This is a genomic window from Vibrio casei (assembly GCF_002218025.2).
Taxonomy (GTDB): domain Bacteria; phylum Pseudomonadota; class Gammaproteobacteria; order Enterobacterales; family Vibrionaceae; genus Vibrio; species Vibrio casei.
The window spans coordinates 79,082-103,963 of sequence record NZ_AP018680.1; the positions used below are offsets into that span (position 1 = coordinate 79,082).

Below are 24,882 nucleotides of genomic sequence, written 5' to 3' on the forward strand. Positions count from 1 at the left end.
TCTCGGATTTAACCCGGTAGAAAAGAGGCGTTCAACTTGAGCGTCTCTTAACTCCTTACAGGAGCTGATTGTGAAAGATTTACTGAACTTTCTAAAAGCACAGCATAAGACCGAAGAATTTGATGCAATCAAAATCGGTCTAGCTTCTCCAGACATGATTCGCTCATGGTCTTTCGGTGAAGTTAAAAAGCCAGAAACTATTAACTATCGTACGTTCAAGCCTGAGCGTGACGGTTTGTTTTGTGCGCGTATTTTTGGTCCAGTGAAAGACTACGAATGTCTTTGTGGTAAATACAAGCGCTTGAAACACCGTGGTGTTATCTGTGAGAAGTGTGGCGTAGAAGTTACACAAACTAAAGTTCGTCGTGACCGTATGGGCCACATCGAGCTGGCGTCTCCAGTTGCACACATCTGGTTCCTAAAATCACTACCATCTCGTATCGGCCTATTAATGGATATTCCGCTACGTGACATCGAACGTGTACTTTACTTCGAAATGTATGTAGTGACGGAACCTGGCATGACGGATCTTGAAAAAGGTCAAATGCTAACGGAAGAAGAATATCTAGACCGTTTAGAAGAGTGGGGCGACGAATTTGTTGCGAAAATGGGCGCTGAAGCGATCAAAGATCTGCTACACACCATGGACATGCACGCAGAAGCTGAGCAGATGCGTGAAGAGCTAGAAACCACTAACTCTGAAACTAAACGTAAGAAATTGACTAAGCGTCTAAAATTGGTCGAAGCGTTCATTGCTTCAGGGAATAACCCTGAGTGGATGATCTTGACTGTACTTCCAGTTTTACCGCCAGATCTACGTCCTCTAGTACCATTAGATGGCGGTCGTTTTGCGACTTCAGATCTGAACGACTTATACCGTCGAGTGATCAACCGTAATAACCGTTTGAAGCGTCTTCTAGACTTAGCTGCTCCAGATATCATCGTACGTAACGAAAAGCGTATGTTGCAAGAATCTGTTGATGCGCTGCTAGATAACGGTCGTCGCGGTCGTGCGATCACGGGTTCTAACAAGCGTCCTCTTAAATCTTTGGCTGACATGATCAAAGGTAAGCAAGGTCGTTTCCGTCAGAACTTACTTGGTAAACGTGTAGACTATTCTGGCCGTTCTGTAATCACAGTAGGTCCATACCTTCGTCTACACCAGTGTGGTCTTCCTAAGAAGATGGCACTAGAGCTATTTAAACCATTTATCTACAGCAAGCTAGAATCACGTGGCATGGCTACAACGATTAAAGCGGCGAAGAAAATGGTAGAGCGCGAAGAAGCGATCGTTTGGGATATCCTAGATGAAGTGATTCGTGAACACCCAGTTCTACTAAACCGTGCACCAACACTTCACCGTCTTGGTATTCAAGCGTTTGAACCAGTACTTATCGAAGGTAAAGCGATTCAGCTTCACCCACTCGTGTGTGCGGCTTATAACGCCGACTTCGATGGTGACCAAATGGCGGTACACGTACCGTTAACGTTGGAAGCGCAGCTTGAAGCTCGTACGCTAATGATGTCGACCAACAACATCCTTTCACCAGCATCTGGTGATCCGATCATCGTACCTTCTCAGGACGTTGTATTGGGTCTTTACTACATGACTCGTGATAAGATCAATGTTAAAGGTGAAGGTATGTACCTTGCTGGCCCTGAAGAGGCTGAAAAGGCATACCGTACTAAGACTGCTGAGTTACACGCTCGCGTTAAAGTACGCATTACTGAAACGATCGTTGATGAAGATGGTAACACCACAACGAATACGGCAATGCGTGATACGACAGTTGGTCGTGCTATGCTTTGGCAGATCGTTCCAAAAGGTCTTCCTTTTGAAATCGTGAACCAAAAGCTAGGTAAGAAACAAATTTCAACGTTGTTGAATGAGTGCTACCGTAAACTTGGCCTTAAAGATACTGTAATCTTTGCAGACCAAATCATGTATACAGGTTTTGCCTACGCGGCACTTTCTGGTGTTTCTGTTGGTATCGACGACATGGTTGTACCGGCAGCGAAATATACTGAAATTGCAGAAGCAGAAGAAGAAGTACGTGAAATCCAAGAACAATTCCAATCAGGTCTTGTTACTGCGGGTGAGCGTTACAACAAAGTTATCGATATTTGGGCGTCTACCAACGACCGCGTTGCAAAAGCAATGATGGATAACCTTTCTTTTGAAACGGTAACTAACCGCAATGGCGAAGAAGAACAGCAAGAATCGTTTAACAGCATCTACATGATGGCTGACTCCGGTGCTCGTGGTTCTGCAGCGCAGATTCGTCAGTTAGCCGGTATGCGTGGTCTGATGGCGCGTCCAGATGGTTCAATCATCGAAACGCCGATCACAGCAAACTTCAAAGAAGGTCTAAACGTACTTCAATACTTCATCTCAACCCACGGTGCTCGTAAAGGTTTGGCCGATACCGCACTTAAGACCGCGAACTCAGGTTACCTGACTCGTCGTCTAGTAGACGTTGCTCAAGACGTTGTGGTTACAGAGCATGACTGTGGCACTTTCGAAGGCGTTGACATGATGCCTCATATCGAAGGTGGTGATGTTAAAGTTGCACTGGCGGAGCTTGCGCTTGGTCGTGTTGTAGCGGAAGACATTGTTAAGCCAGGTACTGAGCAAGTATTGATCCCACGTAATACTCTAATTGATGAGAAGTGGTGTCAGATCCTTGAAGATAACTCAGTTGATAAGATCAAAGTACGTTCAGTTGTAACGTGTGAAGCAGACTTCGGTTGTTGTGCAAACTGTTACGGTCGTGATTTGGCTCGTGGTCACAAGGTAAACCAAGGTGAGGCAGTTGGTGTTATTGCTGCTCAATCTATCGGTGAACCGGGTACACAGCTAACCATGCGTACCTTCCACATCGGTGGTGCGGCATCAACGGCAGCAGCAGAAAACAGCATCCAAGCGAAAACCACTGGTACTGTGAAACTTCACAATGCTAAGTTTGTTATCAATAAAGATAAGAAATTGGTTATCACTTCACGTGCATCAGAAATGACTATCATTGATGAGTTTGGCCGTACTAAAGAGAAGCATAAACTTCCTTACGGTTCATTGCTAAGCAAAGCAGACAACGAAGCAGTTACGGCTGGTGATGTTGTGGCTAACTGGGAAGCACACACCATGCCAATCATCACTGAAGTGGCAGGTCGCATCCAGTTCGTAGACATGATTGATGGTGTAACCATTTCTCGCCAAACTGATGACCTAACTGGCCTATCTTCAAGTGAAGTAGTAGATCCTGCGCAGCGTTCAACAGCAGGTAAAGATATGCGTCCAGCAATCAAGCTTGTTGATGCTCAAGGTAATGATGTAATGATCCCTGGTACAGATATGCCAGCGAACTACTTCTTGCCGGGTAAAGCGATTGTAAACATCGAAGATGGTGCAGAAGTAGGTATTGGTGACACGTTATCTCGTATCCCTCAAAAATCGAGCGGAAACAAAGATATCACCGGTGGTCTACCTCGCGTAGCGGACTTGTTTGAAGCACGTAAGCCGAAAGAGCCTGCGATTCTTGCTGAGCATACTGGTACGGTTGCATTTGGTAAAGAAACCAAAGGTAAACGTCGTCTATTGATTACTCGTGAAGGCGGGGATGTTTATGAAGAAATGATTCCTAAGCATCGTCAATTGAACGTGTTTGAAGGCGAGAAAGTAGAACGTGGTGATGTCATTTCTGATGGCCCAGAAACACCGCATGACATTTTACGTTTACGTGGTATTCACGCTGTAACGCAATACATTGCTAATGAAGTTCAAGAAGTTTACCGCTTACAAGGTGTAAAGATTAACGATAAGCACATCGAAACTATCGTTCGTCAAATGCTACGTAAGTGTACAATCACCCGTTCAGGTGATTCAGAATTCCTTGAAGGCGAGCAAGTTGAATTTTCACAAGTTAAAATTGCTAACCGTCAGCTTGAAGCTGAAGGCAAAGAGCTTGTGCAATTCGAGCGTGATCTATTAGGTATCACTAAAGCGTCTCTAGCAACTGAGTCGTTCATCTCTGCCGCATCGTTCCAAGAAACGACGCGCGTACTAACAGAAGCAGCAGTTTCTGGTAAACGTGATGAACTACGTGGCTTGAAAGAGAACGTAATTGTGGGCCGATTGATCCCAGCTGGTACAGGTTATGCTTACCATCAAGAGCGTCAGAAGCAACGCGAAGACCAAGAACAAGGTCCTTCAGCTGAACAAGCAACTGATAATCTAGCTGCACTTCTTAATGCCGGTTTCTCTGAAGATTAACTCTTAAGAGTCATAAGCATTCAGTAGAATGACAGTTTTTAAAGGCACCTTTATAGGTGCCTTTTTGTTTTTGTGGTGAAACGTTTTGGAGACTGATCACTGACGTTAAGTATATTAATGGAGAGTGGAACAAGACAATAGCCATACAAAATAGAAGGGGTATACTGCGATCATACTTTTTCTAAGATACTCAATAATATGCTCTATCTTTTTCCTATCATTACCGTTTTCATATGGGCGGGTAATTCTATTATTAATAAGATGGCTTCGACGGTCATCGATCCGGGAGCGATTTCATTTTACCGTTGGCTGGTGGCTTTTATTGTTTTAACGCCTTTTTTAATCTCTCCTGCTTGGAAAAACCGAAAAACCATTGCGGTTTATCTCCCTAAATTAGCCTTGCTAGCCTTACTTGGCATGGTGATTAATCAATCTTTAGGTTACTACGCAGGGCTAAGTACCACAGCATTAAATCTGTCGTTAATTACTTCATTAGTACCTTTGATGGGGCTTTTTCTGAGTATTCCATTACTGAATCAAAAACTGACTTGGTATGCCGTACTTGGTGCCGTTATTTCTTTCGGCGGTTTGGTTATTATGCTTAGCCATGGAGACGTGGTGGGATTGTTTTCCCAAGGCATGAACCGAGGTGACACCTTGGTACTATTAGGAACATTAGCCTATGCCTTATATGTCGTGCTTATTAAGCGTTGGCGGATGCCGATCTCAAATTGGCAATCTGTTTACGTGCAAGTGTGTTGCGCGTTAGTGATGCTTTTACCGCTTTTTAGCGTCAGTACTCCCGTAAATTTCAATCAACAAACTACTCCTTTGATCTTATACGCAGGATTATTAGCTTCAATCATTGCACCTTGGTGCTGGATGATGGGCATTGAACATTTAGGTGCAGATAAAGCGGCGATTTTTATGAATTTAATGCCAGCGGTGACAGCGGTATTTGCCAGTGTTATTTTGAATGAGCAATTAACCTTGTTTCATTATAGTGGAATGGCGATGATCATTGGTGGGGTTATTTTGGCTCAAAGAAGTAATAGCACTAAGCCTGTGATGGCTGAAGTGCCACAAAAATAAGCTCGAAGGGGTGGATTATCGTTAATACGGTTATTTGACATATCAAAAACAAGTGACGCGATAATCCTAAAACCGCTACGCTCCCGGAGGGATTTCTAAACTTTCCGCGATCATTTGAATGAGTTGATCCTCAAGTTCAAAGCGCTCTTCTAAAACTTCACCAATTTGAGATAAATCGGCATCAAAATCTTCTAATTCGTCTTCAGTATCCACTTCTGCATAATTATCGGTGTAATTGAGTAAGGGTTCTGTTGTTGTGACTATTTTGAAGTAAGTTTGATCGATCTCATCAGTTGGAGAAAATCCCGTTGCTTGCCATTTTTGCATGACCATATCGTAAATTTTGAAATGGCCTTCAGAAATATAATCAACAACATGCTGACAAAAGTTTTGCAGTTCCTGTGGGGATGGTAATTGTGTTAATGCCACTTTTTGAGAGCTAGGCTTTAAAGCCGCTAATTTACAATATTCAACGATCAAACGTTGTCTTGTATCGAGCCAATGGTCGATAACATCGCTGGATCCGCCAAATTGAGCTTGAGTTTGTTTTAATTTATTTAGCATGGCTATATCCTCATAATGGCTAACGCATTGATTGCGAATAGCGGCTCTATTCATGAAATAGAGTGTCCTTTTTGACAGTGTATACCATGTAGTTATATGAGTGATTATTGACCGTTAATCGATAAGCACTGGTATGAAAATAGATTGCCAGTAAAATGGTGGAACTTCAAGCAATGAGATAGGCTGATGTTAAAAAAAGATCAAAAAGTAAACTGGTGTATCGTTGACAACAGCACGTTACATTTACAAGACAAAACATTGCCTTATGAAACGGCTGAAGCGCTCAATTTACCAATAGAGCATGCCATTTATATTGGTGAACTAGATGGTCAACCTTGCTATTGGTTAAATGCGAGTGACCTTGATGATGAGCTAGAAATGACGCCATTGAGAGAATTATTAACGGAATCTGAGTCGTTATTCTTAATGGCTAGTCGTGCTATTCAATATGGCCATATGGCAAGCGCTCAACGCTTTTGTAATCAATGTGGGGGGCGTAATCATCTTAATCATAATCAATTATCAATGCAGTGTGCAGATTGCCGAACCTTGCATTACCCACGTATTTTTCCTTGTATTATTGTGGCAATAAAAAAAGATAATCAAATATTACTGGCGCAGCATGCTCGCCACACTAGTGGAATGCATACGGTAATTGCAGGTTTTGTTGAAGTTGGGGAAACGCTTGAGCAATGCGTAGCGCGTGAAATTAAAGAGGAGACAGGAATTGAGGTCGCGAACATTCGTTATTTTGGTAGTCAACCTTGGGCATTTCCATCCAGTATGATGGTGGCTTTTCTCGCGGATTATGCGGGTGGAGAAATTCTAGTTGACAAAGAAGAACTATCGTCGGCTGGATGGTTTAACAAAGATACGTTACCGCCTGTTGCGCCAAAAGGAACAATTGCTCGAGCTTTAATTGAGCACACCTTAAATACTGGTATTGTTGATTAATAGCTAAAAAAACCTCCGGGATCGCCGGAGGGGTAAGTAAGATGTCGTTATGAGATGCTGAACATTCATGTGTTCGAGCTTGTTATGATTTTCATTAGCAAATCAATTGCTAGCCAATAAAGTATTAACAAATAGCCCTGATCAAGCAAATATCAACAGAATTTAATGTTCAAGAACATGATCTCTATTACAAACCATTAGCAAAATGTGCGCTGTGCGATGTTAGAATACGAGCAGAATAAAGATTGCCCAATTTTTTAGGATAGAAAAATGACAGAATTAAAAAATGACTGTTACTTACGCGCTCTAATGAAAGAGCCTGTGGATTACACACCAGTATGGATGATGCGCCAGGCCGGTCGTTATTTACCTGAATATCGTCAAACACGCAGCGTGGCGGGTGATTTCATGTCGTTGTGTAAAAATGCTGAATTGGCATCAGAAGTTACCCTTCAACCACTGCGCCGTTTTCCATTAGACGCGGCCATTTTATTTTCAGACATTTTGACCATTCCCGATGCAATGGGCTTAGGCTTGTATTTTGAAGCCGGTGAAGGCCCTAAGTTTGAGCGCCCAATTACTTGTAAAGCTGATGTGGATAAAATTGGTCTGCCGGATCCTGAAGGGGAATTACAGTATGTGATGAACGCGGTTCGCCAAATTCGTAAAGACTTGCAAGGTGAAGTTCCACTGATTGGTTTTTCTGGTAGTCCTTGGACACTGGCGACGTATATGGTTGAAGGAGGAAGTTCAAAAGCCTTTACCAAAATCAAAAAAATGATGTACGCCGATCCGGCCATCCTACATGCGCTTTTAGATAAGTTGGCCGATAGTGTCATTGAATATTTGAATGCCCAAATTAAAGCTGGCGCTCAGTCTGTCATGGTATTTGATACTTGGGGCGGCGTATTAACGCCACGTGATTATAATGACTTTTCATTGCAGTACATGCACAAAATCGTCGATGGTTTAATTCGCGAAAATGATGGTCGCCGTGTTCCTGTCACATTATTTACTAAAAATGGCGGTATGTGGTTGGAGAAAATTGCCGCGACAGGCTGTGATGCGGTTGGATTGGATTGGACTATTAACATTGCTGACGCCGTTGCGCGTGTGGGCGATAAAGTGGCGCTACAAGGTAATATGGATCCATCAATGTTATATGCTCAACCGGAACGTATTCGTCAAGAAGTGGCTTCGATTCTAGAAGGTTTCGGTGATGCTGGTACTGGCCACGTCTTTAATTTGGGGCATGGTATTCACTTAGACGTTCCACCAGAAAATGCAGGCGTGTTTGTCGATGCAGTGCATGAACTTTCTAAGCCTTATCATCAAAAATAGTCACCATAAATAAAAACGATAAACCATAAAGAAAGCGCGGCCAGTTGGTTGCGCTTTTTTATCTTTTGGATTCTCGGTATGAAAATGTAGGCGAATGCACTGATTTGAATTGTTTTTTAATCAGATCCGATCAGTTATGCTTTAATAGCGTAAGGTGACAACATCAATAAACGGGCACTTAATTTATAATCGATGATTATTGATTGAGTCCGGTATATGACGCTGTTTAGGTATAGATTTGATTTATGACGATAGTTATTTAGGACGAAAGGCATGAAATGGAAGACCAAATTTTCACTGATATGGCTCCCCTTAACCGTATTGTCTTCATGGCCTGCATGGTCACAAGACACGAGTTTTCAACAAGCGTGGCAGACCTTACTGAATAATAACGATGGCCTAGCGGCAGAGCGTGCCGGGGTTGAACAAGCCCAATTTAAACAAGAAGCCACTGGCGCTTTAAACTTACCAAGTGTGACGTTAAGCGCTAACTACACAAGGCTTGACGATGATGTCACCGTTTCTCCCTCTCAGCTTGCAGATAGCACTTCCGTTGGTTCCAATGCATTGATTCAAGCTTTTGATGGCATGTTAACCTCGACTTTGCTTGAGAAAGATATTTTTACCAGCTCGATTCGTGCTATTTGGCCTATTTTTACGGGTGGGCGTATTTCAGCTGCGCAAGACATTGCTGCCGCTCAAGCCGATGAGGCGAAATATATGCTCGCCATGAAGCAGCAGGGAAAGTTTGAAGACCTGTCTAAATATTACTTTGGTGTCGTTCTCACTCAGCAAGTGTTAGAAACTAGGAGAAATGTTGAGCAAGGCTTAAAAGAACATTTAGATCATGCCAAAAAGATGGAAGAGCAAGGGCAAATAGCCCGAGTACAACGCTTGCAAGCTGAAGTATCTTACGACAAAGCAAAAGTAGAAACTAAGAAAGCTCAACGTGATGTTGAAATAGCTCAAATGGCTTTAACCCATTTAATTAAATCGCCTTCTTTAGCACAACCATCTACTAAGTTGTTTATTAATGAAAGCCTGCCCCCGATGCAAGTTTTTTTAGACAAGACCTTATCTGATTATCCGGGATTAAGTATTTTAGATGCGAAAGAAAAGCAAGCCAGTGGATTGGTTGAAGTCGAGAAAGGAAAATATTACCCAGAAGTCTATGTATACGGTAATTATAATATTTACAAAGATGACACTTTAGTTGGGGATAGCTCTCCAGATTGGCTTGTTGGGGTTGGGGTCAGTATCCCCCTTTTAGATACGTCTGGTCGCTCTGATAAGGTTGGTGCGGCACATAGTGCGATTAAAAAAGTGGGGTACTTGAGGGCTCAAGCAAAGCAAGACTTATCGTTGCTGGTGGAAAAAACCTACCGCGAAGCCAATCAAGCATTAGAAGAATATAACGGGCTTGGGTCGAATGTTGATATGGCAGAAGAAAATATTCGTTTGCAGAAAAAAGCGTTTAGTCAGGGGTTATCTACCTCGTTAGATGTGGTTGATGCTGAAATGTATTTAAACAACATCAAAACTCAGCGTTCTGCAGCGGCTTATCAATATGTGTTGTCTTTGTCTCGTTTGCTGGCTGTCAGTGGTGAGGAGGACAGCTTTACACAATATCAACAATACCAAGGATTAGAGGTTCAATAATGCGCTCAACCAAATCAATTATTTTTGCTGTTATTGCCATTGTTGTCATCAGTTGGCTTGGGTACACCTTTTGGCTGGCCTATCAACCAAAAGCAGAACGTTTTCAGGGTCAAATTGAAGCTCAGCAATATCTGATATCCTCGAAAGTACCGGGACGTATTGACCAAGTATTGGTTAAAAAAGGTGATGAAGTTCAACAAGGACAGCAAATTTTCACCTTACTCAGCCCAGAAATTGAAGCGAAATTGGCGCAAGCGAAAGCGGCGGAAGGAGCGGCTGGGGCAATGGCTGATCAAGCAAAAACCGGAGCTCGTAGCCAAGAAATTGCCGCCGCTCAAGATCAGTGGCGTAAAGCCAAAGCCGCGTCTTCTTTGATGGAGAAAACCTATCGACGAGTACAAAATCTTTATCAAGATGGCGTTGTAGCTGAACAAAAACGTGATGAAGCTTATACGCAATGGCAAGCCTCGCTTTATACCGAGCGGGCGGCCTATCAAATGTTTCAAATGGCGCAAGAGGGTGCTCGTGATGAAACCAAACGTGCTGCGCAAGCACAACAGCAACAAGCTGCAGGGGCGGTTGCCGAGGTTGAAGCCTATGTTGCCGATACCAAAGTTTCAAGTTGGCATGATGGTGAAGTGAGTGACATCTTTTTGCATTCTGGGGAGTTAGCGCCTCAAGGCTTCCCGGTAGTGACGATAATCGATATGAAGGATGCATGGGCAATATTTCATATTCGAGAGGATAAATTAAAACAATTTAAACAAGGCTTAACAATCTCCGTTTCTATACCCGCCTTGGGGAGGGAAAGCTACCCTTTTATCGTGACTCACATTGCCGTTATGGGGGATTTTGCGACGTGGCGCACGACCGATTCAAGTCAAGGGTTTGATATGAGAACCTTTGAAGTGGAAGCTCGCCCGGTAAAACCTATTGCCGATTTACGAGTGGGCATGAGTGTCTTACTCGACTCACAAGGTGAGTAGTTGAGATGCTTATGCGTGAGAGGGTGACTCAAGAACTTCAGATTATTGGTCAACAACCTTGGTTGAAGGCATTGTTGCTGTGGTTACCATTGCTGATGTTTTTTGCATTATGGTGGGTCTTTTCAAGCGGAACGGCACGAGATCTCCCCATCGGGGTGGTTGATCTTGAACAAAGCACTCTATCTCGTGGTTTAATTCGTTACTACGATGCCTCGCCAACATTGGCGGTTACTCAGGGCTTTACGTCGGTTAAAAAAGGCAGTGACGCTATGAAGTCGGGTCAAATTTATGCGTTAGTGGTTATCCCTGATGATCTTACAAGAAGTGTGGTATTAGGCCATGCTCCAACAGTTACGACGTTTTATAATAGCCAGTTTATTTTGATTGGTAAGCTCGTTAACTCAGCAATGCAGCAAGCCCAAGGCACATATAATGCACAGATTAGTGCTGTGAAAAATATGAGCCAAGGGAATGTTGCGCCCCAACAAGCTTTAGCACAAGCGGTGCCCATCCAAACTCAAATTACGGCGTTGTTTAACAGCAATAGCCATTATGGTCAGTTTTTGGTATCCGCGGCGGTGCCCGCGCTTTGGCAGATATTCATTGTCGCGACAACGGTATTAAGTTTTGCCATTGAGCAGAGGCGACAAGGGGTGATTACTTGGTTGGGGAAGCATCCTATTCATTCGGTTTTTGCAAAATTATTACCTTATTCGGTTTTATTTTTAATACAGGGACTGGTGTTCTTATCGGCGATGTATGGTTTGTTAGGGTGGCCAATGCATGGCAGTTGGGGAATATTATTACTTGGACAGATCCTGATGGTACTCGCGTGTCAAAGTGTTGGTGCCGCCTTTTTTATGCTCACGCAAGATGTGACTCGTTCCATGAGTTTTGTCGCGGCCTTCACCGCGCCGGCATTTGCTTTTATGGGCGTCACTTTCCCTTCGAGCGACATGACGATGCTGGCACAAATCTGGCGAAATTTATTGCCAGTGAGCCATTATATTGATGTACAGATAAAGCAAGTCAACAACGGTGTCGGATTAGACCAAGCGGCAGGACAATTATTGGCTTTAGCTTTATTTCTGAGTTTGTTGGGCGTCGTTTTTTTGAAAGCTCGGTCTTTGGTCGATAGCGCTAATCGAGGAGAAGTAAAATGAGTTGGTGGGAGGTCTTTCGTGATGAGATGAAAACTATCTACACCAATAGCGCATTATTGCTGACGGTTTTTGGTGGTGTTGTGATGTATTCTTTTTTATATCCATTGCCGTATAGCCAGCAGTTGCCAAGAGAACAATCGATCGTAGTGGTTAATTTAGACAATACTTCAACCAGTCGTCAACTGGAACGTATGGTGAATGCCACACCGCAAGTTAATATCACACAACATGCCTACAGTTTAGATGCGGCAAAGTACTTGTTTGATCAAGGTGATGTGCATGGCATTTTAGTCATCCCTAGCCATTTTAGCCGAGATTTATTGTTGGGAAAAAGCCCAACATTGGCTTACGCAGGGGATGCAGCGTATTTCTTAGTTTATGGCACGGTGGTTGAAGGGCTTGCGACCGCTGGTGGTACCTTATCGACGAAAGCCAAAGTTTCTCGTATGGTGATGTCCGGTGAAAATCTAGTGTTGGCTTCTCTGCAATACGCTCCAATTAATTTATCGATGCAACCAGTTTTTAACCCCACAAATGGGTATATAAATTACATCGTCCCGGCTGTATTTGTATTGATTTTGCATCAAACATTATTGATTGCGGCAGGATTACTTGGTGGCGAGCAAAATGAAAAAAGAAAAATTGATCAAAGTGGCTACTGGCGAGAATGTCATCCATTTGATTTATGGTCGGCTCGAACGGTGATTTTATTCTTAACCTATATACCACTGGTGATGTATTACTTTGGTTTTAGCTTTGAATTTTATGGGATCAGTAAGTTGGCTTCGATTAGTCCTTTGCTTGCGATGATATTCCCTTTCTTATTGGCGGTGATTTTTACGGGGATGGTGATCGGTGAATTGGTTCCGCGGCGTGAAATTGCGACCGTAATCGTGGTGCTCAGTTCTTTACCCTTGGTCTTTTGTGCCGGTTTTGTGTGGCCAACCTCAGAGCTACCCACCGTACTGAATTGGTTGGCACAACTTGTACCGTCTACGCCTGCCATTAATGGTTTTTTACGATTAAATCAAATGGGGACCAGTTTTGAACAAGTCTTACCGTATCTCTGGCAACTATGGGCTCAGGTGTTCATTTATGGCTCCATCTCGCTATGGTTGATGGCAAGGCAATCAAAGTTCGATGCTCATCACCGATGTAAATCCAAACGCTCGGCACCATGATATTATCTTAAATGTTTGTGGATGCGTTGCTGTAAATACGGCAGGACATCGTGTTCAAACCAAGGGTTTTTTTTCAGCCAGATATTGTTACGAGGTGAAGGATGAGGCAACGGAATATATTTCGGGGCCCATTGCTGCCATGCCTGAACCGTTTCTGTCAGGGTCTTTGGTTTATTCTCTAAGTAGGCTTGTTGTGCGTATTGTCCTATCAACAAGATCAACTTAATATTGGGTAAGTGTTCTAAAATCGTAGGGTGCCATTGTGGCGCGCATTCTTTCCTAGGAGGTAAATCCCCACTTTTACCTCTACCTGGATAACACAGCCCCATTGGCATAATCGCCAGTTTTTCGGCTTGATAGAAAGTATATTGGTCTATTCCCATCCATAATCGTAAACGCTCACCACTAGCGTCATCAAAAGGGATGCCACTTTTATGCACCTTCAAACCGGGAGCCTGGCCAATAATCAGCACGGTCGCTTGAGGGTTTACTTGCAGTACAGGCCGACAGCCTTGAGCAAGATGTGGGGCGCAAATTTGACATTGTGACACTTGTTTCATTAGATCATTAAAGTGCGCTCGCGACATTAATAGCCTCGTGTAAAGTTAACTTCATTGAATAATGGTTGGCGGTTTATCCATTGCTGACAGTTTTGTTCAAATATTTCGAAGACTTGCTCAGGAAAGCTGATCGCCGCGATATGTGGAGTCACGGTGACTTTAGAGTGTTGCCAATATGGATGATCTTTGGCGATAGGTTCAATGGGGAATACGTCTAAATAAGCCTGCGCGATCCAATTATTTTTTAATGCGATGAATAAGCCTTCATCATCGATAGTATCGCCTCTTCCGACATTAAAGAGTAATGCCTCACGGCAATACGACAAGTGAGATTCGTTCAATAGATTTCTTGTTTGTTCAGTGCTTGGCAGAGTATTCACTATTATGTCGGCTTGGCTTAATGCTTCATCAAGTTTCTCAATAGCATAACAATACTGAAAGGTACTTTCTGTTGTGATGCCACGGCGGTTAACTCCAATCGGTATAAACCCTAAGACTGATGCCGTCTGGGCCAATTTAGCACCAATGGAGCCTGTGCCTAGAATGATCATTTTTTTTCCCATCACCGACTGGTAAGTATGGGGCTGCCATAGAGATTGCTGTTGTTGTTGCTGGTATTGCTGAAAGTGTCGAAAGTAACTTAACGAGTAGCCGAGTACATATTCACTGATTAATTGCCCAAAAATGCCTTTTACATTGGTGAGTTGATAATCTTTTCTCAGTGATGGTTCGGTTAAGGCATCGATACCCGCAAAGGTAGATTGTGCCCATTCTAATTTAGGAAAATCTTGTAATTGAGTGGCCAATATCGGTGGGTCGGCCAGAACAATGGTCGCTTGTGTTTTGTCTTCTGTTAGAGGCAGACTTTGTAGATTGGAATGTTGCAACAACTGGCGATAAATCTTGGCCTGTTTTGATGCAATGTACAACAATGGTTGTCGTTGGGGTAAGATAGATGCCATAAGATGAACGTTTCTCCTGGTTTTTTTAGAAAACCGAATGCTTTTTCAAGTAAACGGATCGGTTATCAAGTACACTTCTGCTGTCTTTTTTGATTATATTTTGAGTGATTATGCTACAGAATCCCCTGCAAGTCCGTCTAGAAAAATTCGTTCCTTGGCAGCAAATGACATTTATGGCTTGCCTATGTGAACGCATGTACCCAAATTATGCTTTGTTCTGTGAAAATACAGAGTTTGCCGACGCCCGTAAATATCGTGAAATTTTAGATAGCGTGTGGGAGCTATTAACGGTTAAAACGGCCAAAATAAATTTTGAGCGTCAGTTGGAAAAACTTGAAGAGTTGATCCCAAGTTCAGAAGAATTTGAGTTCTACGCTGTGTACCCAGCAATTGATGCTTGTATCGGGCTTTCTATTTTGTTGCACGCATTGCTTGATCGAGAAGAGATGTTTGAAGCGATGATCGATTTAAGCCAAGTGTCGGTTAAAACGGTTGCTCAATTAGAAGAAGCACAAGGCTGTGACGAAATCACCAATGAAAACCAAAAGCAAAATGAAGCCATTTGTCAGGAGTGGGATGTCCAATGGGCACTATTTCGCCCATTACGAGAAACGGAGATTCGCGATATTGAATTGATCAAAGAGCTGCGTATAGAATTGCGTGAAGAAGGTGTCAGCAATATTGGCATTAGTGTTGATTATTAATATGTTAAAAATGAAAGAAAAACCATAAGAATGCTGAATGCTAACCCTGCAATGATGGGGGGGCTCTAATAGCTTAAAATTCATAAATTTGTCATGGTTTTTACCTAAAAAATATAAATTGTGAGTTAAAGCTCAATTTACGGTTAAAAATACGTCATAAGAGCAAAAGAATCGCGACAAACCTTTGCCAGACGGGGCATTTATGTTTTAGAGTGGATTCAGATTTCTAAAACAAAATGAGAAGGGAAACCTAGAATGAACAAGACTCAATTAATCGATGCAATAGCTGAAAAAGCTGACCTATCTAAAGCACAAGCGAAAGCAGCTCTAGAAGCAACTATTGGTGGTGTTACAGAAGCACTTAAAGATGGCGACCAAGTGCAACTAATTGGTTTTGGTACTTTTAAAATTAACCATCGTGCAGCTCGCACTGGCCGCAACCCTAAAACGGGTGCAGAAATCCAAATTTCTGCAGCAAACGTTCCTGCATTCACAGCTGGTAAAGCCTTAAAAGACGCGGTTAAATAATTAGCTAAATTCTGACTATTCGCAACTCGCATATTGCGGTTGTTTGCGTATATACTACGTTGAGTTTCTTCTCAACGTAGTTTTTTTATGAAGCGTATATTTCTCCCTATTGTCTCTCTTTTACTGCTTGCGGGTTGTTCTTCAACTCTTTCTTGGCAGGATCAAATAAGCAGAAAATTCAGTGGTTCTGTGGAAGCTGTTAATTTATCTGGCGGCGCTTATGACGGCCAAATGAAATCTTTTTATTGGTTTACCCGGGCGATGTCTAAACCTCAAACCGCTTCTGATTTCGTTGAACTTCCTGATAATGCTTGGTATAAGACTAGTTATCAATGGCAAGATGGCACCATAAAAGAAATTGTTCGTGAAGGGGAAATGTTACAATCTGACCAAGCCCTTAAGCCTTTTCTTGTTCATATTCGCTTTAGTACTGAAGGTGAAGCGATTTATCAGCGTTATCGAGTGAACAATCAAGTGTTGCCTCTTAACCAAAATGATTTAAATGGTTATGCGCAAGATGCCAGTAAATTGGTTGAAACCGTCGAAAACTTAAACTCACAAGGTTTGAAGTTGATCCAAGGGGTATGGGATGGGCAGACGTTTGAATCTTGCGATGGTGTGCAATATAAGAATGTGGAATTTGAAGAAGCTTCATTACCTATCATGGTTAAACAACGTTTAAATGGGTTAACCAGCTATGCCGCCTTTATTGGCAGCAGTAATAAGAGAAGTAAAACGGTAACTGTTGAGAACTTATTGGCTCTTGAAAAGGTAAGCCATGGCTGTATACAGCGCTCTCATTTGATTATGAACTAATAAGTTTGCTATTTAACGAATATAAAAAAGGTGCTCACAGTTACTGTGAGCACCTTTTTTATGCATTGATGTAACCAAAAACCACTCACCGATAATAATTCGGCGAGTGGGTCGTTTTTATTTTTTAGCATCTTCTTCGCGAGCAATCGCACGATAACCGATATCATTGCGATGGAACATACCATTCCAGCTAACCTGTTTAGCAAGCTCATAAGCGCGTTGTTGAGCCTCTGAAACGGTGTTACCTAATGCGGTCGCACATAGTACACGACCGCCAGATGTGACCACTTCACCGGCTTCATTGTTGCTGGTGCCAGCGTGGAAGATTTTCTCACCTTCCACTTCTGCGCCGCTTGGTAGGCTAATGACATCACCTTTGGCGTAATCAGCAGGGTAACCACCCGCAGCCAGTACGATGCCAATCGAAGCGCGAGGGTCCCAGTGAGATTCCGCTTCATCTAATTTTTCATCAATCGCCATTAAGCAAAGCTCAACTAAATCTGATTGCATGCGCATCATGATAGGTTGCGTTTCTGGATCGCCAAAGCGGCAATTGTATTCAATCACTTTTGGTGTGCCATCTGCCATGATCATAAGGCCAGCGTAAAGGAAACCTGTGTATGGATAACCTTCAGCATCCATACCGCGCACGGTTGGGTATATGACTTCTTCAAGTACACGTTCATGGATTTCAGGTGTCACTACAGGGGCTGGAGAATACGCGCCCATGCCGCCAGTGTTTGGTCCGGTATCTTTATCGCCAACACGTTTGTGGTCTTGGCTCGTCGCCATTGGCAGAACGCTTGAACCATCAACCATCACGATAAAGCTGGCTTCTTCACCATCAAGAAACTCTTCAACCACCACGCGACTACCCGCGTCACCAAAGGCATTGCCAGCCAACATATCTTGAATGGCATCTTCAGCTTCTTGTAGCGTCATCGCAACAATCACGCCTTTACCAGCTGCAAGACCATCCGCTTTAATCACGATAGGGGCGCCTTTCTCACGCACATAAGCCAATGCTGGCTCGATTTCCGTGAAGTTAGCGTAATCAGCCGTTGGGATCTTATGACGCGCTAGGAAGTCTTTAGTGAACGCTTTAGAGCCTTCAAGTTGCGCCGCATCTTTAGTCGGGCCAAAGATAGGCAGTTTTGCCGCACGGAAAGCGTCAACCACACCAATGACCAGCGGTGCTTCAGGGCCAACAATCGTCAGTTCAATACTGTTGTTTTGAGCAAATTCAACTAAGCCTTCAATATCTTCAACGCCAATGTTGATGTTTTCCAATTTTGGCTCAAGCGCGGTGCCGGCATTACCCGGCGCAATGAAGATTTTTTTAACATTTGGGTTTTGTGCTGCTTTCCAGCCTAGTGCGTGTTCGCGGCCGCCGGCGCCGATAATCAGAATTTGCATATGTAAGGTATCCCTAAAATTAATTTTTATTTAGATCCGTTTTTTGGAGCCGTCATTCCGTACATGAGCCTAAGCGAAGAAGATACGGAATCTTATGAAGCGCACTGGGGATGGACCTGTGCGTTTGTTGCATAAGATCCCGGATAACTCGTTCCTCGTTTCCGGGATGACGACAAGAAGGGCATCTAAATTTATCAAACCGTTTTTCGACATAATTGGAAGAGTTATTACACTACTCCTCAATTATACGATCTTTACTCAAAATAGTTGGTGTTGTGGCTAGGCTACAATTGAGCTCATCTTCGGGAGCATAGCTCGCTATGTGACCGGAGTGAGTGAAAGCAGTTAACAACGCCACAACGCCAAATATGAAGAGTTAAATTAGTGACGGAAATGACGCATGCCGGTAAAGATCATCGCCATGCCGTGTTCATCGGCTGCGGCAATCACTTCATCATCACGCATTGAACCGCCGGGCTGAATCACGCACTTAATGCCAGCTTCAGCTGCAGCGTCGATACCATCACGGAATGGGAAGAATGCATCCGATGCCATCACACAACCTTCAACCTGTAGACCTTCGTCAGCCGCTTTAATGCCAGCAATTTTTGCTGAGTAAACGCGGCTCATTTGGCCAGCGCCCACACCAATCGTCATATCGCCTTTTGAGTAAACAATCGCATTCGATTTCACGTATTTCGCCACTTTCCAGCAAAATAGCGCGTCTTTTAGCTCTTCTTCCGTTGGTTGACGTTTCGATACCACGTTAAGGTCATCCAGTCCTACCATACCTTGATCACGATCTTGGACCAGTAGGCCACCGTTAACACGTTTAATATCAAATTCAGTGGTTTTGCTTGTCCATTCGCCACATTCTAGTAGACGTACGTTCTTTTTCGCTTCCACAACTTTAATCGCTTCTGCTGAAACAGACGGGGCGATAATCACTTCAACGAATTGACGCTCAGTGATAGCGGTTGCTGTCGCGGCATCTAATTCACGGTTAAACGCGATGATGCCACCAAATGCTGATGTTGGATCGGTTTGATAAGCGCGGTTATAAGCTTCTAGAATGTCTTTACCTAGCGCCACACCACAAGGGTTGGCGTGTTTTACGATCACACAAGCTGGCTCATTGAATTCTTTCACACACTCAAGGGCTGAGTCCGTATCGGCAATGTTGTTGTAAGACAGGGCTTTACCTTGGATTTGGCGAGCGGTAGAAACGGATGCTTCTTGAGGGTTAGCTTCTACATAGAATGCCGCAGCTTGGTGGCTGTTTTCACCGTAGCGCATGTCTTGTTTTTTCTCGAACTGTTGGTTGAAGGTGCGAGGAAATTTAACTTTATTTTTAGGAGAAGGAGCTGCATCACCTTCTTTATTGTCCCCGTAAGAAGGAACCATAGTGCCGAAGTAATTAGCGATCATGCCATCGTAAGCGGCTGTGTGTTCAAAGGCAGCAATCGCTAAATCGAAACGGGTTTCTAAAGTCAAAGACGTGTCGTTAGCATCCATTTCAGTAATGACGCGATCGTAATCGTGCGCATTCACCACAATCGTTACATCTTTGTGATTTTTCGCGGCAGAACGAACCATCGTTGGTCCACCGATGTCGATGTTTTCAACGGCATCTTCTAGTGTGCAGCCTTCTTTTACGACTGTTTCTGCAAATGGATAAAGGTTAACCACTACGATATCAATTGGGTTGATGCCGTGTTGTTCCATTACCACTTCATCCGTACCACGACGGCCTAATACGCCACCATGTACTTTCGGGTGAAGGGTTTTAACGCGGCCGTCCATCATTTCAGGGAAACCTGTGTAATCAGAGACTTCTGTAGCGGTGATGGCATTATCTTGTAGCAGCTTAAAAGTACCGCCAGTGGAAAGAATTTCAACACCACGTTCAGTCAGTGCTTGAGCGAATTCTACAATACCAGTTTTGTCAGATACGCTGATTAAAGCGCGGCGAATTGGGCGAGCGTTTTGCATGGCTTCCATATTCCTTAAATCACGGAGTTAAAAATAAAGATGTTTGCCAAAATAGGCCTAAATAAGCACGACTTTGGTAAAAACCTTTATGATTGTAGAGTGGTGCAAATCGCGAACCATACTCCAAGATTTGATGGCGCACATTCTAACTAACTTCAGACTAAAAAGCTCGCGCAATCGTTTGGCTTTTTCGTTTGTTAATAAATATCAGTAGGTTAATCTTTGAATATATCGCGGAAAAAGTGGCCGGTTTCTTTAGCCGCATCGCGAGTAGCATGACCAATCGTTCGGCCAGCTTCTTTGGTGGCTTGAGCGGCATCACGCGCGCTTTCTTTGAACTCTTGTTTATCTTGGCTTGCGCAACCGAGAGTCAATAAAGTAGAGCATATCAAGATAGCTTGAATAGTGAGTGTTTTCATTTCGATCCTTAAAATGAATAAGTGGTGTGTAAATAATAACCTCAATAGTATCTGGTGTTAAGTCAGGTTTTTATCAAGCTGAGTCGCGTAAAATTATGGTAGGAGAAATAATGATACGTTGTGGCGGTAGATGTGGCTGCTTCATTTTTCTGACCATTTGCAGTGCGGCTTGTTGGCCTATCTGTTTGGTTGACGTATTCACAAAGCTGAGTGAAGGGGTTGTGAGTTCTGCTTCTGCAGCATCATCAAACCCAAGAAGGGCAACTTGTTGGCCGATGTAATTATCTTTCCCTATGGTTTTTCCCGCCGCTTGAGCACCGTAAATAGCACCAATGGTTGTCGCGGAGCGATGGCATAAAATAGCTGTGATTTTCGGATGTTTATTTAACAATTTTTGTGCGGCATCGGCGGCCGACTGTTGGCGTTTGTCGCATTCTACGACCCATTCATTTTTAAAGGGCAGACCATATTGCATTAAGGTTGAGCAATACCCTCCAATGCGTTCGGCTCGAGTTAGGGAGCCACTGGTTCCACCTAAGTAAGCAATATGGCGATGGCCTTGAGCGATTAAGTGTTGGGTGGCTAGTGTAGCAGCGTGAGTGTTATCTGGGCCTACGTAGTCAATCTTGGCGTTTATGTCGGCTCGGGCAATGCTGATGGCCGGAATATTCGCTTGTTCGATAAGATCAAGACACGATTGTGTTCCCTCGCGGACAGGGCAAAACACAATGCCTGCGACACCTTGTTGGATCATCGATTGAATGCAATGAAGCTGTTTACTTTTATCGTTACCCGATTGGGCGAGAAACAGCATATAGCCTTGTTTTTCTAATTGATCACTTAGACCAGCCGTGATGCCCATATAAAAGGGATCGGTAATGTCTTTCAGCACTAATCCAATGAGATTGGACGTATGTGATCGTAAATTCGCCGCCGCGGTATTACGTACGTACCCTAAGGTCTCGATTGCTTGATTGACTTTACTGATAGTCGCTTCAGAAATTCGGCCTTTACCACTTAATGCCAGTGATACGGTAGAAACAGAAACGCCAGCATATTTGGCGACATCGGTGATTTTCGGTTTGGGTATGCTCATTGTCCGCTAAATTAATAAAAAGTGCATGAAGATAGATTCTTTTATCCGGATCACAAAATCAAACAATGCTTGTTTTGGTCGTAAATAACCGTGATCAAGTCTGCAAAATATGTAGGTAAAACGTTTTATCCTTTATTTCTAATTTTAAAACAATGCTGACACTCAATCACTTTGTACCGTGTCGGCATTTTTTAAATATAATTTGATAAAACGTTTTAGCAGTCTTTTTATCATCGATTTTATAACGAATACGTTATCACTTGGAGTGACAAACTATGTCTAACATAAAGAAAAAAACCACCATGTGGGAGTTTTTCCAAAGCCTGGGAAAAACCTTCATGCTACCGGTGGCACTGCTTGCCTTTTCAGGAATTTTGCTTGGTGTCGGTAGCTCTCTCTCGAGCTCTGCTGTGAAGGAAAGCCTCCCTTTCTTAGACAACTTTGTCCTTCAAATGATTTTCTTATGGATGACCAAGATCGGTTTAGTCGCCTTTATCTATTTACCGGTGATGTTTGCGATTGCGATTCCTCTGGGATTGGCTCGTGAAGAAAAAGGGGTGGCGGCTTTCTCTGGTTTTGTTGGTTTTGCAGCTCTGAACTTGTCGGTCAACTTTTACTTAACTGTAGCGGGAGTACTGGGTAATCCGGAGCTTGAAACGGCTTATGGCGTTAAATCGATTATTGGTATTCAATCGATTGATACGGGGATTTTGGGTGCGGTTATTGTGGGGATTATTGTGGCGAAGCTGCATGCCCGTTTTTACACTTATAAGATGCCCGATTCCCTTGCCTTTTTCGGTGGGGCCCGTTTTGTGCCTATTATTACATCCGTCGTTTTAGGTCTGGTGGGGCTAGCGGTTCCGGTAGTTTGGCCTTACTTTGCGATGGGGATTAATGGTATTGGGTCGGTTATCTCTCATGCGGGTCCATTTGGCCCATTCCTATTCGGTACTGGTGAGCGTTTACTTTTACCGTTTGGTTTACATCATATTCTTGTCGCATTAATTCGCTTTACAGAGGCAGGTGGTACGCTGCATGTTTGTGGGCAAGAGGTGAGTGGTGCATTGAACATCTTCTATGCGCAGCTTTCTTGTTCAAGCGTGACCAACTTTGATCCACAAGCGACGGCGTTTTTGTCTCAAGGTAAAATGCCAACCTTCTTAGGTGGTTTGCCGGGTGCGGCGTTGGCTATGTATCACTGTGCTCGACCTGAAAACCGCAGCAAGGTAAAAGCATTATTACTTTCTGGTGTGGTGGCGTGTGTCGTGGGTGGTATTACCGAACCACTTGAGTTCCTCTTCTTATTTGTTGCGCCGGTACTGTATTTTGTACACGCTATCTTAACTGGCCTTGGCTTTATGGTGATGGGCTTGTTGGATGTCACGATTGGTAATACCGATGGCAACATTATCGATTTCTTCATCTTTGGTGTACTGCAGGGTACCAAAACGGAATGGTATTTAGTACCGCTTGTAGCTGCGGTGTGGTTTGCGGTGTATTACGGTGTATTCCGTTTTGCAATAACTCGCTTTAATTTGAAAACGCCTGGACGTGAAGTAGAAACCAATGATGAGCTAGCTTTTGCTGCTGAAATAAAAGAGAGCAAGTTAGGTTACAAAGGTGACATTATTCTTGAAGCATTGGGTGGCGCGAAGAATATTACCTCGCTTGATAACTGTATTACTCGCCTTCGCATGTCGGTAGAAGATATGTCTTTGGTCAATGACGCCATATTGAAAGCCAATGGCGCATTGGGTGTGGTTAAGTTAGATGACCATAATTTACAAGTTGTGATTGGCCCACAAGTTCATATGGTTAAAAATGAAATGCAATCGCTCATGAATGCCTCTGCGTAAAAAGAGGTGAATTAGTCTATTAAGGGAGGAGATTTCGACTCCTCCCTTTTTTGGGTTTATCTTAATACCTTTGCAGCTTGAGGTGAGAGCTGCAAAGGTATTTGGATCGATGGTTGAGGTTAGTTATGTTTGATTTCTCGCAAGTGGTGAATCGCCATGGCACATTTTGTACTCAATGGGATTATGTTCAAGACCGGTTTGGTCATGCCGACTTATTGCCGTTTACGATTTCTGATATGGACTTTGAAACCGCGCCTTGTGTATTAGCTGCGATTAAAAAACGTATGGAACACGGCGTACTTGGTTATAGCCGTTGGAATCATGATGAATTTAAGTCTGCCGTGACAGGTTGGTTTGGGCGTCGTTATCAAGCCAAGTTAGATAATGATCACTTAGTCTATGGTCCATCGGTCATTTACATTATCTCACAGCTTATTTTGCAATGGAGCAAACTGGGAGATGGTGTGTTAGTACACACTCCGGCTTATGATGCCTTTGGCAATATGTTATCGGCAAACTACCGTCAAATGCTGACTAGCCCTTTAATAAAAACCCAAAGCAGCTATGAAATAGACTGGCCGCAATTTGAAGCTCAAGTCGCGTTGCCGCAATGCAAAATCTTACTGCTTTGTAGTCCACAAAACCCTACAGGTCGAGTGTGGACACTCGATGAGTTGCAACGCATGGCACAAATTTGTCAACGTTATGATGTGAAAGTTGTTTCCGATGATATCCATATGGATATGGCGTTTGAGCGTTACATCCCTTGGTCGCAAGTGGCTCCAGATGACCAATGGGCATTGGTGAGCTCTGGATCTAAGTCATTCAATATTCCGGCTTTAACGGGAGCGTATGCTTTTATTCCGAGCCAAGATGATCGTAATGCTTATCTTAATCAGTTAAAAGCCGCGCATGGTTTATCTTCGCCTTCGATTCTTGGGGTGATCGCGCACATTGCCGCTTATCAACAAGGTGAGGAATGGTTAGAAGCCTTGAAGGTTTACCTACATGGAAATCTCAAATACGTTGCACAGACACTCAATGAACACCTACCAGAGCTGAATTATCAGGTTCCTCAAGGCACTTACTTAGCATGGTTAGATTTAAATCCATTGAACATTGATATGGATAAACTGCAACGGATTTTAATTGAAGATCATAAAGTGGCAATTATGCGTGGCGATACCTATGGCAAAGAAGGGCAAGGTTATATTCGCCTAAATGTGGGGTGCCCACGCAGTAAAGTGGAAACTGGATTGAATGCATTAATTGGTGCGATTGAGCAGCTGAAGTCTCGTTCATCACGGTGAAAAGTCTCCCAAC

General features: G+C 43.4%; 20 protein-coding genes. 13 read left to right on the top strand and 7 right to left on the bottom strand.

Annotated elements, in window-relative coordinates; all coding sequences use genetic code 11:
• Nucleotides 1-70 precede the first annotated feature (70 nt).
• Complete coding sequence (rpoC, locus tag VCASEI_RS00420; protein WP_086962429.1) at nt 71-4,270, top strand: DNA-directed RNA polymerase subunit beta'; 4,200 nt, start codon at nt 71-73, stop codon at nt 4,268-4,270.
• Nucleotides 4,271-4,468: 198 nt separating this feature from the next.
• Nucleotides 4,469-5,362, top strand: a complete 894-nt coding sequence (locus tag VCASEI_RS00425) for a DMT family transporter (protein ID WP_086962427.1) — start codon at nt 4,469-4,471, stop codon at nt 5,360-5,362.
• Between the two features lie 75 nt (nt 5,363-5,437).
• Here VCASEI_RS00425 and rsd read toward each other — a convergent pair whose 3' ends face one another.
• Entirely contained in the window at nt 5,438-5,926 is a 489-nt protein-coding gene (rsd, locus tag VCASEI_RS00430) for a sigma D regulator (protein WP_086962425.1), read from the bottom strand.
• Between the two features lie 186 nt (nt 5,927-6,112).
• On the opposite strand from rsd, the gene nudC reads away from it, so the two are divergent.
• From nudC to VCASEI_RS00460, 6 genes are all read left to right on the top strand, one after another.
• Nucleotides 6,113-6,880 carry an NAD(+) diphosphatase gene (nudC, locus tag VCASEI_RS00435; protein WP_086962423.1) on the top strand — a complete coding sequence of 256 codons (768 nt, stop codon included), beginning with the start codon at nt 6,113-6,115 and terminating at the stop codon, nt 6,878-6,880.
• A 270-nt stretch (nt 6,881-7,150) separates the two neighbouring features.
• Entirely contained in the window at nt 7,151-8,221 is a 1,071-nt protein-coding gene (hemE, locus tag VCASEI_RS00440) for a uroporphyrinogen decarboxylase (RefSeq protein WP_089111189.1), read from the top strand.
• A gap of 273 nt (nt 8,222-8,494) precedes the next feature.
• Nucleotides 8,495-9,880, top strand: a complete 1,386-nt coding sequence (locus VCASEI_RS00445; RefSeq protein ID WP_086962419.1) for a TolC family protein — start codon at nt 8,495-8,497, stop codon at nt 9,878-9,880.
• Complete coding sequence (locus tag VCASEI_RS00450; RefSeq protein WP_086962417.1) at nt 9,880-10,866, top strand: HlyD family secretion protein; 987 nt, start codon at nt 9,880-9,882, stop codon at nt 10,864-10,866. Before VCASEI_RS00445 ends, VCASEI_RS00450 begins: the two co-directional genes overlap by 1 nt.
• 5 nt (nt 10,867-10,871) lie before the next feature.
• Entirely contained in the window at nt 10,872-12,029 is a 1,158-nt protein-coding gene (locus VCASEI_RS00455; protein WP_086962415.1) for an ABC transporter permease, read from the top strand.
• Complete coding sequence (locus tag VCASEI_RS00460; RefSeq protein WP_086962413.1) at nt 12,026-13,210, top strand: ABC transporter permease; 1,185 nt, start codon at nt 12,026-12,028, stop codon at nt 13,208-13,210. The genes VCASEI_RS00455 and VCASEI_RS00460 overlap by 4 nt, the downstream gene beginning before the upstream one ends.
• Nucleotides 13,211-13,212: 2 nt before the next feature.
• Here VCASEI_RS00460 and VCASEI_RS00465 read toward each other — a convergent pair whose 3' ends face one another.
• Nucleotides 13,213-13,797, bottom strand: a complete 585-nt coding sequence (locus VCASEI_RS00465) for a uracil-DNA glycosylase family protein (RefSeq protein WP_086962411.1) — start codon at nt 13,795-13,797, stop codon at nt 13,213-13,215.
• A complete protein-coding gene (locus VCASEI_RS00470; RefSeq protein WP_086962409.1) occupies nt 13,797-14,732 on the bottom strand; it encodes a D-2-hydroxyacid dehydrogenase in 936 nt (311 codons plus the stop codon). The genes VCASEI_RS00465 and VCASEI_RS00470 overlap by 1 nt, the downstream gene beginning before the upstream one ends.
• 104 nt (nt 14,733-14,836) lie before the next feature.
• On the opposite strand from VCASEI_RS00470, the gene VCASEI_RS00475 reads away from it, so the two are divergent.
• The 3 genes from VCASEI_RS00475 to VCASEI_RS00485 all read left to right on the top strand — a co-directional run bounded on the left by VCASEI_RS00475 (nt 14,837) and on the right by VCASEI_RS00485 (nt 16,780).
• On the top strand, nt 14,837-15,436 hold the full coding sequence (locus VCASEI_RS00475) for a YjaG family protein (protein WP_287031623.1): 600 nt from the start codon (nt 14,837-14,839) through the stop codon (nt 15,434-15,436).
• A 255-nt stretch (nt 15,437-15,691) separates the two neighbouring features.
• Nucleotides 15,692-15,964 (top strand): nucleoid-associated protein HU-alpha, encoded by a 273-nt coding sequence (hupA, locus tag VCASEI_RS00480; protein ID WP_017026563.1) that lies wholly within the window; start codon nt 15,692-15,694, stop codon nt 15,962-15,964.
• 87 nt (nt 15,965-16,051) lie between these two features.
• Nucleotides 16,052-16,780: a DUF1481 domain-containing protein gene (locus VCASEI_RS00485; protein ID WP_086962405.1), complete on the top strand. Its 729-nt coding sequence runs from the start codon at nt 16,052-16,054 to the stop codon at nt 16,778-16,780.
• Nucleotides 16,781-16,897: 117 nt separating this feature from the next.
• Here VCASEI_RS00485 and purD read toward each other — a convergent pair whose 3' ends face one another.
• The 4 genes from purD to malI form a co-directional block, all read right to left on the bottom strand.
• Nucleotides 16,898-18,196, bottom strand: coding sequence for a phosphoribosylamine--glycine ligase (gene purD / locus VCASEI_RS00490; RefSeq protein ID WP_086962403.1), 1,299 nt, complete (start codon nt 18,194-18,196; stop codon nt 16,898-16,900).
• A 381-nt stretch (nt 18,197-18,577) separates the two neighbouring features.
• Nucleotides 18,578-20,188: a bifunctional phosphoribosylaminoimidazolecarboxamide formyltransferase/IMP cyclohydrolase gene (purH, locus tag VCASEI_RS00495; RefSeq protein WP_086962475.1), complete on the bottom strand. Its 1,611-nt coding sequence runs from the start codon at nt 20,186-20,188 to the stop codon at nt 18,578-18,580.
• Between the two features lie 215 nt (nt 20,189-20,403).
• A complete protein-coding gene (locus VCASEI_RS00500; protein WP_226983320.1) occupies nt 20,404-20,607 on the bottom strand; it encodes a hypothetical protein in 204 nt (67 codons plus the stop codon).
• A gap of 73 nt (nt 20,608-20,680) precedes the next feature.
• Nucleotides 20,681-21,703: a Mal regulon transcriptional regulator MalI gene (malI, locus tag VCASEI_RS00505; RefSeq protein ID WP_086962401.1), complete on the bottom strand. Its 1,023-nt coding sequence runs from the start codon at nt 21,701-21,703 to the stop codon at nt 20,681-20,683.
• Between the two features lie 275 nt (nt 21,704-21,978).
• Between malI and malX the strand changes: the two genes are divergently transcribed.
• Together malX and VCASEI_RS00515 are read left to right on the top strand one after the other, a co-directional pair.
• Nucleotides 21,979-23,559 carry a maltose/glucose-specific PTS transporter subunit IIBC gene (gene malX, locus VCASEI_RS00510; protein ID WP_089111190.1) on the top strand — a complete coding sequence of 527 codons (1,581 nt, stop codon included), beginning with the start codon at nt 21,979-21,981 and terminating at the stop codon, nt 23,557-23,559.
• A gap of 125 nt (nt 23,560-23,684) precedes the next feature.
• Nucleotides 23,685-24,869 carry a MalY/PatB family protein gene (locus VCASEI_RS00515; protein ID WP_086962397.1) on the top strand — a complete coding sequence of 395 codons (1,185 nt, stop codon included), beginning with the start codon at nt 23,685-23,687 and terminating at the stop codon, nt 24,867-24,869.
• The last annotated feature ends 13 nt before the right edge of the window (nt 24,870-24,882 follow it).